We start from the raw sequence: 15,664 nt of genomic DNA, 5'->3' as shown, positions 1-15,664 counted from the left end.
CTCAACAGTTCTACATTCCGAAATAATCTGTGAGCTTCGGTGTTATCTGTGCGCTATAAAAGCTGGTGCCTGAGCGGGTCAAAGGCGGCGTATTGAAGGGTTAACCGCAAAGGACGCGAAGATTTACGCAAAGGTCGCAAAGCGGAATTTTTGCAGTATTGAGATTTGAGTCCCGATAGCTATCGGGAAAGACGTCGCGACGTCCACCATTTTACGTATCGTTTTAGGGGAAACTAGTCCCGATAGCTATCGGAATCGATGAATTCACCACTTAAAGTGTTGTTTTGCCCGTCTGAACCCGCGAATCGTCTGGGGTTGGGTGTGTCGAAGGCTGAATTTCTTTTTTATTTGGGCAGCATTTCCGGCTTTCGGCTGTATCTTTTTATTCCGCGAAGCTCCAAAAAAAGGATGCCGCCTCTATCCGGGCTGCAAAAATCGTTACCGTAAAATTGCGTACTGATTTCGATTAATCTAGAAGAAAACCTGTCTTTTAGAGAAGTTAGTTCCGATAGCTATCGGAATAGTCCCGATTGCTATCGGGACAGAAGCGTTCCGCTGGCGTTTACTCTCTTTTCGGATTGTAGAAAATATTCGGATTTCTTGCGAGAAGCTCGGCGATAAACTGATCTTGATTTTGTGGTGAAATCAAAATATCATCGAATTTATTGTAGCGAATGCGCAAACGATTCAAGCTGAGCGCAGGCGAACTGCTGAGGTCGCGACTCGGGCGAACTTCTCGTATGTTTTCGATTGGGATTTTGAGGTTGTACAAAAACAAACACTTGATTTGCAATTCTTTCTCGGTAATTCGGTATTCGAGTTTTAAAGTCAAAAGCAAGATGAACAAGAAAAATCCGCCGCTTAAAAACACGTTGAAAAAGCCGATTCCTTCATAAAAAGCTGTGATGGTACAAGCTGCAAAAAATACCGTAACGAGCGGAAGTATAAAACCTTTTCGAGACTTAAACGAAATGTAGTTGGATTCCATAGGTTCAGAACCTGAGTTCGATTTAAAAATTGCGGTCAGAAAACAGAGAAATGGTTGAATAAATACCAATTGGGACTGTAAAATAGGCTAAAGAAAAAAGGTTGTTTTTGAGGCAGAACAATGCAAAAAAATGTTGCATAGCTGCGCTACGGAAAATTTTTTTAAAGCAGTTATGGCTTAAAAACATTTTTTTATTAGGCTGTTTTATAGATCCAATTGGTATAACAGGCGGATTTTTATTGGGATACTGTAGTATCGCAAAAAAATCTAACGAAGTAGGCAGCCGTTTATCTGTTTAGTGTGGAAGCTGCTCCTTTCCATTGCTATTTGATTTCATAATTTTTTGATTTAAAGCGATCTGACAAAAATTTTTAATCGAACTCAGGTTCAAAGACGTTTTTCTGCGCGACCGGTTGCAGCGGCAGCCCACAGCCCCAAGGTTTCCTTGGGGCGAGGACTACAGCGGAAAACGGGACGGCAAAACCGTAATTTTTTCCACTAAATAGTTTTGCCGGCGCGCCCTACCAAATCTTAACACGCTGATCAGGCGCTAAATACATGCCATCTCCGGGTTTCACATCGAACGCTTTGTAAAATGCATCGACGTTCATCAATGGCACATAAGCGCGGTACTGACCTGGAGAATGCGGATCGGTTTTCACCATATTTTTCATAGCTTCGTCGCGCATTTTCGAACGCCAAATCGTTGCCCAAGAGATGAAAAACCGTTGTTCTGGCGTAAAACCATCGATATTTGCCGGGCGACCTTCTTGCTGCAAATGCAACTGCAAACCGTCGTACGCCGCGCTAACACCACCTAAATCTCCGATATTTTCACCTAAAGTAAATTTTCCGTCGACAAACGTCCCTGGAATAGGCTCTAACTTGCTGTACTGATCGGCCAACGCTCCAGTCAAGGCTGTAAATTGCTTTAAATCTTCGGGTGTCCACCAATCAACCAAATTTCCTTCGGCATTGTAGCGCGCACCCGAATCGTCGAAACCGTGCGAAATTTCGTGACCGATTACTGCTCCAATTCCGCCGTAGTTCACCGCTTCATCGGCCTTGTAATCGTAGAACGGCGGTTGCAAAATAGCCGCTGGAAACACAATTTCGTTGTACGACGGATTGTAATACGCATTTACCGTTTGAGGCGACATGCCCCAGCGGTCTTTATCAACAGGTTTCTGCAAATCGGCTACATTTTCTGCATAACGCCAGCGCGCTAAAGCCAAACTGTTTTCGAAATACGTACCGCCTTTTTCTGGCGATTTTACCACCAAAGCGCTATAATCTTTCCATTTGTCGGGATAACCAATTTTTACGCGGCTCTTCTCGAGCTTTGCGATCGCACTTTTACGTGTTTCGGCCGACATCCACGGCAAATTATTGATTCGGTTTTCAAAAGCTTTAATCACATTCGCGATCATTTTCTGCGCTTTTGCTTTTGCTTCCGGCGGAAATTTTTTCTCTACGTACAGTTTTCCGAGTGCCTCGCCCAAAGCTCCGTTAACTATTGACAACGCGCGTTCGTCGAGCGGACGTTCTTTAAGTGCGCCAGTTAAGGTTTTACCGTAAAACTCCCAATTTGCGGTTTCAATTGCTTCCGACAATTTTCCAGAATGACGGTTAATGAGCGTCCATTTCAAGTACCCTTTCCATGCTTCGGTGTTCTTCGCGAGTAAAATGTTGTTGAGCTCTTTCATGAATTTCACCTGCGTAACAATCAGGTTATCGGTATTTATACCTGCTTTTGCCAGATATCCTTTCCAATTCCAAGCAGGCACCAAATTTTGTAATTCGGCAACGGTCATCGGATTATACGACAAACGGCGGTCGCGGCGCTCAACACGTGTAAATTGCGACTCGGCCATGGCGGTTTCAAGTGCAAGAATGTCGGCAGCAGCTTTTTCACTGTTCTTTACACCTGCCATTTGCAACATTCGCGCTACGTGATTTTTATACTTTTCGCGCTTATCTTTCGAATCGGCTTCTTGCGAAACGTAATAATCGCGATCGGGTAATCCCAAACTACCTGGATAAACTTTTAAAGTGTTTTTATTTGAATCTTTTTCGTCGGCACTAATTCCCATTCCAAAAAAACCACCGCCGCCTATCGGTTCCATTTCTTGCAAGTAGTTTTGGAGGTCGGCAACCGATTTGATTTTATCGATTTTCTCGAAAAAAGGTTTTAAGGGTTTAAATCCTTGTGCATTTCGAGTTTTTAAATCCAAAACGCTGCGGTAATACGCCAAGGCTTTTCCTTGATCAGAATCTGCCGCGTACGTATTCGAAGCTAAAGCGTCGTTGATAATTGCCAACATATCCTTGTCGGTATTTTGGCGCAATTCGTCAAAACTTCCCCAACGGGTTTTATCGGCTGGGATTTCGGTATTGTCGAGCCATTTCCCGTTAACAAATCTGAAAAAATCTTGTTGAGGAGCTACGTTTCGATCCATCAAATTAAGATTAATTCCCGGAGTTTGAGCCAGTGCAAGGCTGCTCATACATAAAAGTGCAACTATATATCTCATAACAATTTGTGATAAAGTAACAAATGTATCTAAACAAGGGTTCACATTCTGTTAAGTTTGTCAAAAAGTGCGGAAATCGTATGGCAGTAGGCCTTGCCTTCACGTAATTTTGCAAAAAATTTCGCGGTGAATATCTGGAAGCGTTATCGAATTTTTATCATCAGCATGCTGGTCTTTGCTGCTGTTTTCCTGACAACGGCGTATCAGTTTTTAAAACCGAGCGAGCGACTACCCGTGTTTAGTCCGGCTGATGTAAATCCGGAAATGGTCGATTCAACGGTACAGCACATCGGACGCGCGCACAAGATTGCCGACTGGTCGTTCACAAATCAAAACGGCAAGAAAATCAGTCAGCGTGACTTTGAAGGTAAAATTTATGTTGCCGATTTTTTCTTTTGTACCTGTACTACGATTTGTCCGATTATGACAAAAAATTTAGGAAAAGTACAAGCGGCGTTTCGCGACAATCCTGAGGTTTTGTTATTGTCGCACACGGTGATGCCCGACATCGATTCGGTTCCTGTTTTACGGAAATACGCAACCGAAAAAGGCGTGATCGACAACAAGTGGCATTTGGTAACAGGAAAAAAAGAAGACATTTATTACCTCGCACGTAAATCGTATTTGGCCGTAAAAACAGCCAACAGCAGCGAATTATACGATATGGTGCACACCGAAAACTTAATTTTAGTAGATCGTGAGCGACGCATTCGCGGATTTTACGACGGTACAAAAGATGCCGATATTGACCGATTGGTTTCGGATATACAATTTTTGCTTACGCAGAAGTAGTTCGTGGCGGAAGAGAAGAACTTCAGAGATAAATAATTATCTTAGCTTTTTTAATACACGCCAAAATGGAAGATTTTTCGCCCGAAGCTCGTTATTTGCTTCGCTTTGTAAATCAAACGAAGTATCCTGTTTTCCTGACTGGAAAAGCCGGTACAGGAAAAACCACACTCCTCAAACATCTCATTAAAACCACGCATAAACACGCGGTCGTTGTAGCGCCCACAGGAATTGCTGCGCTCAATGCGGGCGGCGTTACGATACATTCGCTGTTTCAAATTCCGCCGGCCTTATTTTTACCGACCGATGAACGAACGCATTACCGAACCGACGTAAAAGTGGAAACACCAAGCACCATTCGGAAGCATTTTCGGATGAATCGCGTAAAAAAAACACTGCTCACTCAACTCGAATTATTGGTAATTGATGAAGTGAGTATGTTGCGACCCGATTTGCTCGATGCGATCGATTTTGCCTTGCGACACACACGCAAAAGTCAGGCACCCTTTGGTGGTGTTCAGGTACTTTTCATCGGCGATTTACTACAGTTACCTCCTGTAATTAAAGATCAGGAATGGCTTTTAATGCAACATTATTACGGCGGGAAATTCTTTTTCGACGCGCGCTGTTTGCAGCAATCAACGCCGGTTTATATCGAGTTAAAACACATTTATCGGCAGTCGGATCCTACGTTTCTGGAAATTCTGAATAATCTGCGTCACAATACAATCACCAGTGAAAATTTAGCGATTTTAAACAAACACGTTGTTGCCGATAGGAACTTGAAAGCAGCGAAAAACGCCATTTTACTCACCACACACAACCGAAAAGCCGATATAGTAAACGAGTCGGAATTAGCAGAAATAGCCAGTAAAGAATTTCAATTTCGGGCCGAAATCATCGACGATTTTCCCGATCGTTTGTATCCCATTCCTGAAGTGTTGAGTTTGAAAGTTGGTGCACGTGTTATGTTTATCAAAAACGATATGGCGCCCAACAAAAGGTACTTCAACGGCAAAATGGCAACAGTCACCTTTTTGTCGAGTGCGGAAATCAAAGTGGTTTGCGACGACAGCAATGAAACGATCGATGTGGAGCGCTTTGAGTGGCAAAACATGAAATACGAGCTCAACGACAACCGTGAAATCAAAGAAACGGTTATCGGCACGTTTACGCATTTTCCGTTGAAGTTGGCGTGGGCAATCACCGTTCATAAAAGTCAGGGCTTAACCTTCGATCGTGCGGTTGTAGACGTAGCCGACGTTTTTCAACCGGGCCAGGCCTATGTAGCGTTGTCGCGCATTCGCAGTTTGGAAGGCGTTATGTTGTTAAGTCCGTTACATTTTAACGGTATTGAGAACGATAAAAGTGTGGAAGCATACACGGCTGCTCAACCCGGAACCGAGCAATTGGCCGGACATTTGGAGCACGCGCGAAAAGTGTATTTGCTGGAATTTTTGCAAACCGTTTTCGATTTTTCAGTTTTGGAAAAAGCCTTGGGCGACTTTCAATTTCAGTTTGCGATGGGTGTAAAAACAGCTGAAACCGTGCACGGTGTTTGGGCAAAACAATCGTATAAACGTTGCTTGGAACTGGGAGCGCCCGCAGCGCAATTTCGCCGACAAATTCACAGTATTCTTGCTGCCGAAAAAGTCGACGAGCTATTTCTCAAAGAACGTGTTCGAAAAGCGTATCAGTATTTTTTCGCTTTCGCGGAAGAGATAAGCATTGGCTTGTACGACAACTTGATTCTGACCTCAAAACAGAAGAAGTCGAAAGAAGTAAATCAAGCCTTGGTAGAATTAGAGGATGTCTTTCTAAACACGGTTTATAAACTTTTCAAAGCCAGACAATATGCCGATTTAGGTGAAGAAGCCGAATGGACCAAAGAGAGTTTATTGGGAGAGTCGTTTAAAGATTTCGCGCGTAAAAATTGGCTGGCTGCAAGAGAGCGTTTACAAGCCGTTTCGCTCGTGGCGGAAGAGGAAGAGGTTGAATATCCGCAGAAGAAAAAAGCCAAACAAAAGCCGGATACGGTGAATGAAACGTTCTTATTGGTGAGCGAAGGCATGCCAATTGCAGACATCGCTGCTGCGCGTAAACTCTCGGTCGGCACTATTTATACGCATATCTCCAAACTAATTGCGCAAGGAAAGTGCAACATTTCCGATTTTCTACCTGAAGATCAGCAACAAAGACTTGCCGTTTTGTTCGAAACTTACGACTCAAGTACTGGATTATCGCCGCTTCGGGAAGCCTCAAATAACGAGTTTTCCTGGGAAGAACTGAGGCTTTATAAAGGTTACCTAGAGGCGCAACAAACTACCTAAAAAGGCGAGAGTACGAAAACTATATCCGTGCTTGTCGTCTGCAAAAACCGACTGCGGTTGTGCCTGCTGATTTTTGACGGTTTAGATTTTAGGGTTTTATGTAAACTACATCGATACATTTTAAGCTAAAGTGTAAAATAATTAATACCGATTTCAGCTGGCGCATCGTGCGGAATACTTCTGCAAAACTTATATTTGCGTATGCTATTTTCATCCATTCCCGGTCACGAACACTTAAAAAAGCAACTGGTTCACAGTGCGCAAAACGGCCGCATTGCCCACACGCAACTGTTTATCGGCCCCGAAGGCAGTGGAACTTTGCCTATGGCACTTGCCTATGCGCGCTACTTGCTGTGCAACAATGTGGGTTTTGAAAACGAAGGCGGAAACAGCAGCTGCAATTCGAAAGTGGCTAGTTTACAACATCCCGATTTGCACTTTTATTTCCCAACACCCTCAGGAACTGCTGGCAGTAAAGCGATGAGTTCGGAAGAGCTGTATCCGGAATGGCGACAGTTTCTTCACGAGCGTCCGTTTGGTTCTCTTGCCGAATGGTTTACGCAGGCGGGTGGCGACGGTAAGCAGGGAGAGATTCGAGCTACTGATGCCGATTCGATTGCACGCGTCATCGGTATGAAATCGTACGAAGGTGGAAAAAAAGTATTGATTGTTTGGCGAGCCGAACTTATGAACAACAGTACAGCCAATAAGCTGTTGAAGATTCTCGAAGAACCATCAGACGACACATTTATCATTTTATTGGTTGAAAATCCCGACGAATTATTGCCAACTGTACGTTCCCGTTGTCAGGAAATTGAATTCCGACCGTTTTCCGAAAGTCAGGTTGTCGATTTTTTAAACGCGCGACTTACGCTCGATACCGCAAAAGTGAAAATGTTGGCAGCTCGATCGCAAGGAAACTTGAGCAAGGCGTTGTTATTGGCAGAAGAGAACGATGCCGAATTAGAGTTTGAAAAATGGTTTGTCGATTGGGTTCGCGCGGCTTTTTCGGCCAAAGGAAATCCGGGTGCAATTAAAAGTCTGATTTCATGGAGTGAAGATTTAGCCGGTATTGGTCGCGAGCGCCAAAAACGTTTTTTGAGTTTTTGTGCCGAAATGTTCCGACAAGCGTTGTTAACTAATTACGGTGCCGGTTCATTGACGTATATTGTTCCTGAATACGGAAATTTTAAACTAGAGAAGTTTGCACCTTTTGTTCACGGCGGAAATATCGTTGGTATTTTTCAAGAAATTGAAGACGCCATGTATCACATCGAACGAAACGCCAACGCAAAAATTATTTTTACCGATTTATCAATAAAACTAACTCGTTATATACACGCAAAATAGTTATGGAATTACAAAACCCTGTTCGCCTTTTATTGCTGTTGTTTCTGGCAATCACTTTTATACAATCGGGCTACGACAAGCTCATGTACTGGAAAGATAATCTTAATTGGCTGAAATCGCATTTTGCAAAAACACCCATTAAAGATATGGTTCCCATGTCGTTGGGTTTGATTTTAGCCTTGGAATTAATTGCAGGAATTGCCTCAGCTGCCGGAATTATTCAACTACTCACCAACAGCGGCGAAAGTTTCGGATTTTACGGTGCGGTAACCTCAGCGGTAACTTTACTGTTTTTACTATTAGGTCAACGTATGGCTAAAGATTACGAAGGTGCTAAAACGATTGTAATCTATTTCATTCCTACGCTGCTAGCTGTGCATTTGTTTGCGCATTAAGCTAAATCCGTTCCATCCCACTCCGCGTAGAAGCGATCTAGGAACTCCAGCATATAATCATGCCGTTTCTGCGCCCAAATCTTAGCTGTTTTGGTGTGCATTCGATCTTTCAATAAAAGCAGCTTCTCGTAGAAATGATTAATCGTTGGCTGTTCTTCATTGCGGTAATTCTCGGCGGTTAATTCCATTCGTGGTTTAATGTCTGGATTGTACAAGGCACGGTTTTTAAACCCTCCGTAATTAAACGTACGTGCAATTCCTATGGCGCCAATGGCATCAAGTCGGTCGGCGTCTTGCACAATCTGAAATTCCAACGAAGGTGTTTCCACGAAAGTGCCACCGCCTTTAAACGACATGTTGGCAATAATGAAGCAAACATGTGCTATAACAGCTTCGGGAGCACCGATTTTTGATAGAAATTCAGCGCCAACTTTTGCTCCTAACGAATCGTCGCCGCCGTTGAATTTAGCATCTGAAATATCGTGCAATAAAGCCGCTAACGACACCACCGTAATGTCTGCCGATTCTTCTTCGGCAAGTCGCAACGCAATTTTATACACACGTATAATGTGGTTGATGTCGTGTCCGCCTTCGGCATGCGCCAACGTATCACGCACAAAATCCAGCGTTTGCTCAATAAAGTCGGGCATTAGGCAATTGTAGCAGGTTCAACCCATTTAAACAACGTTGCTTCCGCAGGAATAATGAGTCGCTCAGAAACTTTTGCCATACGTGCAGGCAATTTCATTAAGTAATCGCGCGCTTTTTCAGCTTCGTCGGTAAGGTTTGCCAGTTTATCGATTTGCCACTTATCGATCAGCTTCTGCATAATCTCCACATAATCGTTGGCGGTATAAACCCCAATACGCTGTGCTGAATCGGAAAAGTTCAAAAAGGCCGACGATATTTTCTCGCCGCTTTCGCGAAGAAATTGTGCCGGCATAACAATTTTTTGCTTCATCATGTAGTTGAACGCCAACAACATCTCACTCGGATCGACTTTGAAAATCTGATTCACAAATTCGCTGTACGCGTGGTGGTGACGCATTTCATCGCCAGCAATAATTTTACAGATTTTCGACAACTTTTTCTCTCCGTACTGTTTTGCAATTTGCGCAACACGATTGTGCGAAATATAAGTTGCGAGTTCTTGAAAAGAGGTGTACACGAAATTCTTGTATGGATCTTGACCCGTTCCAATATCGAAGCCGTCGGAAATTAAGTGTTGCGTAGTAACTTCAACTTCACGCATGTTCACACGACCTGATAGGTACAAATACTTGTTTAATAAATCGCCGTGACGGTTTTCTTCTCCAGTCCAATGGCGTACCCATTTCGACCAGCCGTTGCGCTCTTGTTGGTTCACCCCTTCCACTTCCATTAACCACGATTCGTAAGTAGGTAGTGCTTCTTCGGTAATGGTATCGCCAACGAGTGTTACCCAAAAATCGTATGGTAAATCTTTTGCTATTTCGCGCAATTCGGCAATTTCTTGCAGAAAAGTGTCGGAATCAGGTTGTGGAAGAAAGTCGGATGGTTGCCAAATCTTGTCGATTGGAATCAAAAATTCGTCCATGAAGGAATCGATTTTCTGTTCCAAAAACTGCATGACTTCCAATCGGATGTTTTTTATAGACATATAAATTTTAAGTTTAGTATTTAAGTGCGGAAACGACCGCCGCTTCGGTTTTTGCAAGTAAGTCGTCGACTTCGAAATCGGAGACCTTCAATGCTTTATGAGCTGTAAAGGTAAGCCGATTTCCCAAGCCTGCGGGAAAGAATCCGAATTTAACGATTGTCCAACTGTTGTTAATAGAAATTGGAACAACATAGGCTGAAGGAGCTGTTTTGAACAGAATTTTAAGTCCGGTTTGCTGAAACGGTTTCGGAACTCCTGTTTTGCTTCGCGTTCCTTCGGGAAAAATTACAGCCGCCCGATTATTTGCTTCAATATATTTCCCGAGTTTCTGAATGGCCGGGATTGCCTGTTTTGGATCTTTTCGATCGATGAGTACCGAGCCGCCGTGTCGCAAATTAAATGATACCGAAGGAATTCCTTTTCCGAGTTCTTTCTTACTTACGAATTTTGGATGTGCTTTGCGGAAGTACCAAATAATGGTAATGATGTCGTACATGCTCTGATGATTCGCAACAAAAATAACCGGTACTCCTTTGGGAACATTTTCAAGTCCTTCTATTGTATAACGAGTACCGAGTATACGCGTGGCCGACAACAATCCGAAGTTTAGATAGTCTACACTTTTTTTATGAGCCTGATAGCCAAAAACGTTTAAACAGATGTATTGAATTGGGTGAAAAATTACCAACAGTAAACCAAACACCAGGTAGTAAATAAGGGTAATCGGATAAGAGATTATGCGTTCCATAAACATTCAAATGTGTGCAAAAGTAGGAAAATGACAGGATTAGCGGGCATTTAATGCTCAAGAGAAGCTAAAAACCAGGTAAAAAGCCAACTGCATTTTGATACAAAATTTCTCAAAACCTTACGGAAAAACCGTAATCAAAAAACGATATTTGCTTTACTTTTACGCAATTAAAAGCCAATACATTTTTTTATGAGTACAGAGAAAGAATCAAAATTGAAAGCATTACAACTTACTTTAGATAAGTTAGATAAGACTTATGGAAAAGGAACTGTAATGAAAATGGGAGACAAAGCGATTGAGGAAGTTGAAGTTATTTCATCCGGTTCGCTCGGTCTCGATTTGGCGCTAGGCGTCAATGGATATCCTAAGGGAAGAATTATCGAAATATACGGTCCGGAATCTTCGGGTAAGACAACTTTAACTTTACACGCTATTGCAGAAGCGCAAAAGGCGGGCGGAATCGCTGCTTTTATCGATGCGGAACACGCCTTTGATCGTCATTACGCAGAAAAACTCGGAGTAGATATCGAAAATCTAATCATTTCACAACCCGATAACGGGGAACAAGCGCTGGAAATTGCCGAAAACTTAATTCGTTCCGGTGCCATAGATATCGTGGTAATCGACTCTGTAGCCGCATTAACGCCAAAAAGCGAAATTGAAGGCGAGATGGGCGATTCGAAAATGGGTTTGCATGCGCGTTTGATGTCGCAAGCGCTTCGAAAACTTACCGGAACCATCAGTAAAACAAACTGTACGGTATTTTTCATCAACCAGTTACGCGAAAAAATTGGTGTTATGTTCGGTAACCCAGAAACGACAACCGGTGGTAATGCCCTGAAATTTTACGCTTCCGTTCGATTAGACATTCGTCGCGCGTCACAAATTAAAGACGGCGAAAACGTGATCGGTAACCGCACTAAAGTAAAAGTGATCAAAAACAAGGTTGCGCCGCCATTTAAAACTGCCGAGTTCGACATTATGTACGGCGAAGGAGTTTCAAAAACAGGAGAAATTCTAGACTTAGCTGTTGAATTTGAAATCATTCGCAAGTCGGGATCTTGGTTTAGCTACGCCGATACAAAGTTAGGACAAGGACGAGATGCCGTTAAAGCACTAATCAAAGATAATCCGGAATTATCCGAAGAATTAGAACAAAAAATTAAAACGCATATCAAAGAATCCGCATAGATTTTACTGCCCGCACACCGCGGGCATTTTTTTTACGCAACCGCTTCGTACTTTTAGCATCTAAAACAAGACCAAAGAAAAGAAAAGAAAAATGAAGTTTTTGAAAATTGCTCTTCTGTCGTTTGTTATAGCATTGAGTTTTAACAGCTGCTCTTTAGACGATAACACCCCAAATTACAGTTTCGAAATAATAGCTGTAGAAGGTTTTACTGTTCCCGCTAGTTTTGAAACCGGCGGACTTTACACCATTACCTTGCAATACCGTATGCCAACCAATTGCCATATTTACAGCGGTATTTATTACGAAAAATCTAGTGATACACGCATAGTCGGAATTACCTCACAAGTGCCCAACAATGCCGTTTGTAATACAGCCGTCCCCGAATTGAGAACCGCAACGTTTCAATTTGAGTGCACGCCTGGATATCAGTATTATATATTTAAGTTCTTTAAAGGAAAAGATGACCAAGGAAACAATATCTTTGAAGAAGTAACTATACCTGTTAACTACTAAAACCCACCTTTAAGGAGTGAATCTCGACGAATTGATAGCCGGCTGTAAAGAAAACGATCTTAAATCGCAGGCCGCTGTCTATCAATTGTTTTCAGCGAAGTTCTTCGGAGTTTGCATGAAATATTCATCGAGTTACGCCGAAGCCCAAGACAATCTACAGGACGGTTTTTTAATCATTTTTGAAAAAATAAAACAATATTCCGGAAAAGGATCGTTTGAAGGTTGGGCAAAACGAATCATGATTAACAATGCGTTGCAGAAATTTAGAGGGCAACGCTACCTCGAAGTTGTGAATGAAAACATACCTGATGAAACGGAAATCGATCTCGACGACGATTCGGTTTCACTCGATTTCCTGATGAAAATCATTCAAGAACTTCCCGAAAGATATCGCCTGTGCTTTAGCCTATACGTTCTGGACGGCTATTCGCACAATGAAATCAGCGAAATGCTGAATATCGCAACTGGAACAACCAAATCTAACCTGGCTCGTGCTCGCATGATCCTTAAAGAAAAAATCGACTTACACACCGGCAAAAAGTCGGCAATAGCATTACAATGAAAGAGAGAAAGAACATAGATCGTTTATTTCAGGAAAAGTTCAAGGACTTTGAGCAAGTTCCTGACCCAGTTGTTTGGGAAAATATCGAACATGCGCTTTTGCAAAAGAAAAAGCGACGTGTAATCCCAATCTGGTGGAAACTTGCTGGTGCAGCCGCCATCCTAATTCCAATGATTTTTGGTTTACAAGTGTTGTTTACCAATAATTCGAGCACATCTATGCCTGTTTCTGGCAAGGAATCGGAAAGCGGTATGGTCGCAAAACCTGCTGCAAAGCCAAATACAACGGAAACTGAAAATTCGAACGTTCAAAATCCGAACGACGAGAACAATACGACAAACGGAAAGAACAACCTTCCAAGTTCCAACGAAGCTGTTGCCACCGCAGCCGATTCTGAAAATAAATCGTCTGAAAACGCCCAAGGAACAAAACCAAGAAATGCCTCGACCTCAAATCGCACAACTACTTCCGCCGAAAATGCCCTAGCTAGTAGCGAAAAACAAGGCACGAAAGGGAAACGTAACGGTAGTATTAAGAAAGCAGGCAATACCGACTTACATATTCAAAACAGCGCTAACGAAAATGCCGTAGCAGCTGCTGGCGCTACTAACAAACCGAAGTCAAAGAAACTACGCCAAAACGCTGTTAACGCAACACAAAGTTCAAGTGCTGTTGCGCTACAAAATGCTGTAAACGGTCAAATGAAGAACGCTGCTAACAACTCAAACAGCAATACGGCGGTACCGGAACTAAAACCGCTCGACAAAGATCCGCTCGTGTACGTTTTGCCTGAAACAAGCAATGGCGCAAACAACGCAAATAAAGACACCAAAATTGTAGAAAAACCTGCGGAAACAGCAACTGAAAACGCTGTCGCTGCTGTTCCTGAAACCAATCCTTTGGAACAATTACTACAGCAGCAGACTGAAAAAACCGAAACGAAAACAGCCGAGGCTAAACGAGAAAAATGGCAGATAACACCAAATGTAGCGCCTATTTATTTCAATTCTGCATCAAATGGCTCGCCCATACATACTGCTTTTGCGAGTAATGATAAATCATACGACCGCTCCATGTCGGTCGGAATTAACGTTAACTACGCGATTAATAAAAGAATCGCGATTCGAACAGGTGTAAACAAATTCCAACTCGGCTACGAAACGAACGAGGTTGCCTTTATAGCTGCCTTAGAACCACAAGTTTTCGAAACTACAACAGTATCGCCCGCAGCTCGAGGTGTGGCCGTTGTAAACCGCTCACAAATGGATACTGGCGCTTTGGCTGTAGACGCAGCTATGCAACAATCAACCATGGGATTCATGAACCAAGAGTTTGGCTATTTCGAAGTACCGCTGGAAATGTCGTATAAAGTGCTCGATTCTAAATTTGGAATTAATGTAATTGGTGGTTTGAGTACGTTGTTCTTGGCAGAAAACAATGTTTCGTTGCGAAGCGATTCTTTCAGCACTAGTTTAGGAGAGGCTACAAACTTAAACGACGTGCACTTTAGCTCGAACATTGGTTTGGGCTTCCAGTACCGATTCTTTAAAAACTTCGAGCTCAATTTTGAGCCAATGTTTAAGTATCAAATCAATACTTTTAGCCGCGATGCAGGCAATTTTCGCCCGTATTTCATCGCGTTGTATTCCGGAATCAGTTACCGATTCTAACACAACTTTCAAGCGAATTTATACATGCGGATCTTCGGATTCGCATTTTTTTTGGGCGCTCCCCGTCCCACGCCAATCCCACCCACGGGTCAGGCCGTACGCTCTAATCTACCACTCGGCAACCGCCGCTCGTGGTAGGATTTCCGCTGCCGTCCTTAGCGCAGAAAAATAGTTACCCACGTATCGTCTGGAAACGGTTGCCGCGTAAGCGACGGCAGTGAAAATAGACGGCACCAAACGCAAATACGTGAAGTGGTTTTAAACGGCGACCGAACGGAAGTCCGTTTCAAACCTACGGAACGTTTGCGGTTGGAACGGCTATTGCAACGAACGGCGCGACCCTGACCGTTACGAATATTTCCAGAAAACGTTTGGGAAGGGGTACGCCCAAAAAATAAAGCTAACTCTCGGTTTGGTACCGTTTTAACTCACTTTCGATGATTTGAAACGACTGATCTTTGAGCGCCTTCTTATCGTCTTGCGTTAAGCCATTTGTGGGCAAAGCGCGGTGAACGGTAACGCGCATAACACCCGGACTTCCAGAGAAAAACGTGTAGGAAAAACGTTTTTTATTGTCGGCAAACGTAAGCGGTAAAATCGGAATTTGGTGCTCAATGGCCAAACGGAACGCCCCGTCTTTAAACTCGTCCAACAAAACCGACTCGTCGTCGGGAACGCCACCCTCCGGAAAAATACAAATGCTTAAGCCTTGATTTAATCGGCTTTGAGCGCGTTTAAAAACTTCGCCCCGACTTTTCGAACTGCTGCGATCCACCAAAATGCAGGTTCGCTTGTAGAAAAATCCGAACAACGGAATATTCACCAATTCTTTCTTTCCGACAAATACAAACGGACTTCGTATTGTGCTGAGCATGAGCATTATGTCGGTCATTGACGTATGGTTGGCAATAAACATATAACTTTTGCCTGGCTCCGGCGCTTCGTGAAAAA

The 15,664-nt window shown here is 43.1% G+C and carries 14 protein-coding genes; 8 read left to right on the top strand and 6 right to left on the bottom strand.

Annotated features, from left to right (window positions below; genetic code table 11):
- Positions 1–562: 562 nt before the first annotated feature.
- Both ACOVQQ_RS08340 and ACOVQQ_RS08335 read right to left on the bottom strand, forming a co-directional pair.
- Positions 563–988, bottom strand: coding sequence for a PH domain-containing protein (locus ACOVQQ_RS08340; RefSeq protein ID WP_421817793.1), 426 nt, complete (start codon positions 986–988; stop codon positions 563–565).
- A 521-nt stretch (positions 989–1,509) separates the two neighbouring features.
- Positions 1,510–3,522 carry a M13 family metallopeptidase gene (locus ACOVQQ_RS08335; RefSeq protein WP_421817792.1) on the bottom strand — a complete coding sequence of 671 codons (2,013 nt, stop codon included), beginning with the start codon at positions 3,520–3,522 and terminating at the stop codon, positions 1,510–1,512.
- Between the two features lie 165 nt (positions 3,523–3,687).
- On the opposite strand from ACOVQQ_RS08335, the gene ACOVQQ_RS08330 reads away from it, so the two are divergent.
- The 4 genes from ACOVQQ_RS08330 to ACOVQQ_RS08315 all read left to right on the top strand — a co-directional run bounded on the left by ACOVQQ_RS08330 (position 3,688) and on the right by ACOVQQ_RS08315 (position 8,386).
- Positions 3,688–4,314: an SCO family protein gene (locus ACOVQQ_RS08330; RefSeq protein ID WP_421817794.1), complete on the top strand. Its 627-nt coding sequence runs from the start codon at positions 3,688–3,690 to the stop codon at positions 4,312–4,314.
- A gap of 65 nt (positions 4,315–4,379) precedes the next feature.
- Positions 4,380–6,641: a helix-turn-helix domain-containing protein gene (locus ACOVQQ_RS08325; RefSeq protein WP_421817791.1), complete on the top strand. Its 2,262-nt coding sequence runs from the start codon at positions 4,380–4,382 to the stop codon at positions 6,639–6,641.
- Positions 6,642–6,842: 201 nt separating this feature from the next.
- Entirely contained in the window at positions 6,843–7,991 is a 1,149-nt protein-coding gene (locus ACOVQQ_RS08320) for an ATP-binding protein (RefSeq protein ID WP_421817790.1), read from the top strand.
- 2 nt (positions 7,992–7,993) lie between these two features.
- The gene (locus ACOVQQ_RS08315; protein WP_094485244.1) at positions 7,994–8,386 is read left to right on the top strand and encodes a DoxX family protein; all 393 of its coding nucleotides are present in this window, start codon (positions 7,994–7,996) and stop codon (positions 8,384–8,386) included.
- On the opposite strand, the gene ACOVQQ_RS08310 is transcribed toward ACOVQQ_RS08315, so the two are convergent.
- From ACOVQQ_RS08310 to ACOVQQ_RS08300, 3 genes are read right to left on the bottom strand one after another with little or no spacing between them, the layout of a single operon-like run.
- Positions 8,383–9,036 (bottom strand): HD domain-containing protein, encoded by a 654-nt coding sequence (locus tag ACOVQQ_RS08310; protein ID WP_421817789.1) that lies wholly within the window; start codon positions 9,034–9,036, stop codon positions 8,383–8,385. The genes ACOVQQ_RS08315 and ACOVQQ_RS08310 overlap by 4 nt on opposite strands.
- Positions 9,036–10,025 (bottom strand): acyl-ACP desaturase, encoded by a 990-nt coding sequence (locus ACOVQQ_RS08305; RefSeq protein ID WP_421817788.1) that lies wholly within the window; start codon positions 10,023–10,025, stop codon positions 9,036–9,038. The genes ACOVQQ_RS08310 and ACOVQQ_RS08305 overlap by 1 nt, the downstream gene beginning before the upstream one ends.
- Before the next feature lie 13 nt (positions 10,026–10,038).
- Entirely contained in the window at positions 10,039–10,773 is a 735-nt protein-coding gene (locus ACOVQQ_RS08300; protein ID WP_421817787.1) for a lysophospholipid acyltransferase family protein, read from the bottom strand.
- Between the two features lie 192 nt (positions 10,774–10,965).
- Between ACOVQQ_RS08300 and recA the strand changes: the two genes are divergently transcribed.
- From recA to ACOVQQ_RS08280, 4 genes are all read left to right on the top strand, one after another.
- The gene (gene recA / locus ACOVQQ_RS08295) at positions 10,966–11,967 is read left to right on the top strand and encodes a recombinase RecA (protein ID WP_094485248.1); all 1,002 of its coding nucleotides are present in this window, start codon (positions 10,966–10,968) and stop codon (positions 11,965–11,967) included.
- A gap of 91 nt (positions 11,968–12,058) precedes the next feature.
- On the top strand, positions 12,059–12,481 hold the full coding sequence (locus tag ACOVQQ_RS08290) for a hypothetical protein (RefSeq protein WP_421817786.1): 423 nt from the start codon (positions 12,059–12,061) through the stop codon (positions 12,479–12,481).
- 16 nt (positions 12,482–12,497) lie between these two features.
- On the top strand, positions 12,498–13,043 hold the full coding sequence (locus ACOVQQ_RS08285; RefSeq protein WP_421817785.1) for an RNA polymerase sigma factor: 546 nt from the start codon (positions 12,498–12,500) through the stop codon (positions 13,041–13,043).
- Entirely contained in the window at positions 13,040–14,713 is a 1,674-nt protein-coding gene (locus ACOVQQ_RS08280; RefSeq protein ID WP_421817784.1) for a hypothetical protein, read from the top strand. Before ACOVQQ_RS08285 ends, ACOVQQ_RS08280 begins: the two co-directional genes overlap by 4 nt.
- A 400-nt stretch (positions 14,714–15,113) precedes the next feature.
- Here the strand turns inward: ACOVQQ_RS08280 and ACOVQQ_RS08275 are convergent.
- On the bottom strand, positions 15,114–15,664 hold a 551-nt coding region (locus ACOVQQ_RS08275), incomplete at its 5' end, for a lysophospholipid acyltransferase family protein (RefSeq protein ID WP_421817783.1).

Origin of the sequence: Flavobacterium sp. (assembly GCF_049240005.1) — a bacterium.
In the GTDB taxonomy this organism is placed as follows: domain Bacteria; phylum Bacteroidota; class Bacteroidia; order Flavobacteriales; family Flavobacteriaceae; genus Flavobacterium.
The sequence above is the reverse complement of the archived record's forward strand: the minus strand, read 5'-3'. Positions and strand labels throughout refer to the sequence as shown.

What these genes read in the sequence shown, in the direction of transcription:
- ACOVQQ_RS08280 (WP_421817784.1), top strand. Translation starts at nt 13,040, where the DNA reads ATGAAAGAGAGAAAGAACATAGATCGTTTATTTCAGGAAAAGTTCAAG.
- ACOVQQ_RS08325 (WP_421817791.1), top strand. Translation starts at nt 4,380, where the DNA reads ATGGAAGATTTTTCGCCCGAAGCTCGTTATTTGCTTCGCTTTGTAAAT.
- ACOVQQ_RS08310 (WP_421817789.1), bottom strand. Translation starts at nt 9,036, where the DNA reads ATGCCCGACTTTATTGAGCAAACGCTGGATTTTGTGCGTGATACGTTG.
- ACOVQQ_RS08330 (WP_421817794.1), top strand. Translation starts at nt 3,688, where the DNA reads ATGCTGGTCTTTGCTGCTGTTTTCCTGACAACGGCGTATCAGTTTTTA.
- recA (WP_094485248.1), top strand. Translation starts at nt 10,966, where the DNA reads ATGAGTACAGAGAAAGAATCAAAATTGAAAGCATTACAACTTACTTTA.
- ACOVQQ_RS08305 (WP_421817788.1), bottom strand. Translation starts at nt 10,025, where the DNA reads ATGTCTATAAAAAACATCCGATTGGAAGTCATGCAGTTTTTGGAACAG.
- ACOVQQ_RS08290 (WP_421817786.1), top strand. Translation starts at nt 12,059, where the DNA reads ATGAAGTTTTTGAAAATTGCTCTTCTGTCGTTTGTTATAGCATTGAGT.
- ACOVQQ_RS08315 (WP_094485244.1), top strand. Translation starts at nt 7,994, where the DNA reads ATGGAATTACAAAACCCTGTTCGCCTTTTATTGCTGTTGTTTCTGGCA.
- ACOVQQ_RS08335 (WP_421817792.1), bottom strand. Translation starts at nt 3,522, where the DNA reads ATGAGATATATAGTTGCACTTTTATGTATGAGCAGCCTTGCACTGGCT.
- ACOVQQ_RS08340 (WP_421817793.1), bottom strand. Translation starts at nt 988, where the DNA reads ATGGAATCCAACTACATTTCGTTTAAGTCTCGAAAAGGTTTTATACTT.
- ACOVQQ_RS08300 (WP_421817787.1), bottom strand. Translation starts at nt 10,773, where the DNA reads ATGGAACGCATAATCTCTTATCCGATTACCCTTATTTACTACCTGGTG.
- ACOVQQ_RS08320 (WP_421817790.1), top strand. Translation starts at nt 6,843, where the DNA reads ATGCTATTTTCATCCATTCCCGGTCACGAACACTTAAAAAAGCAACTG.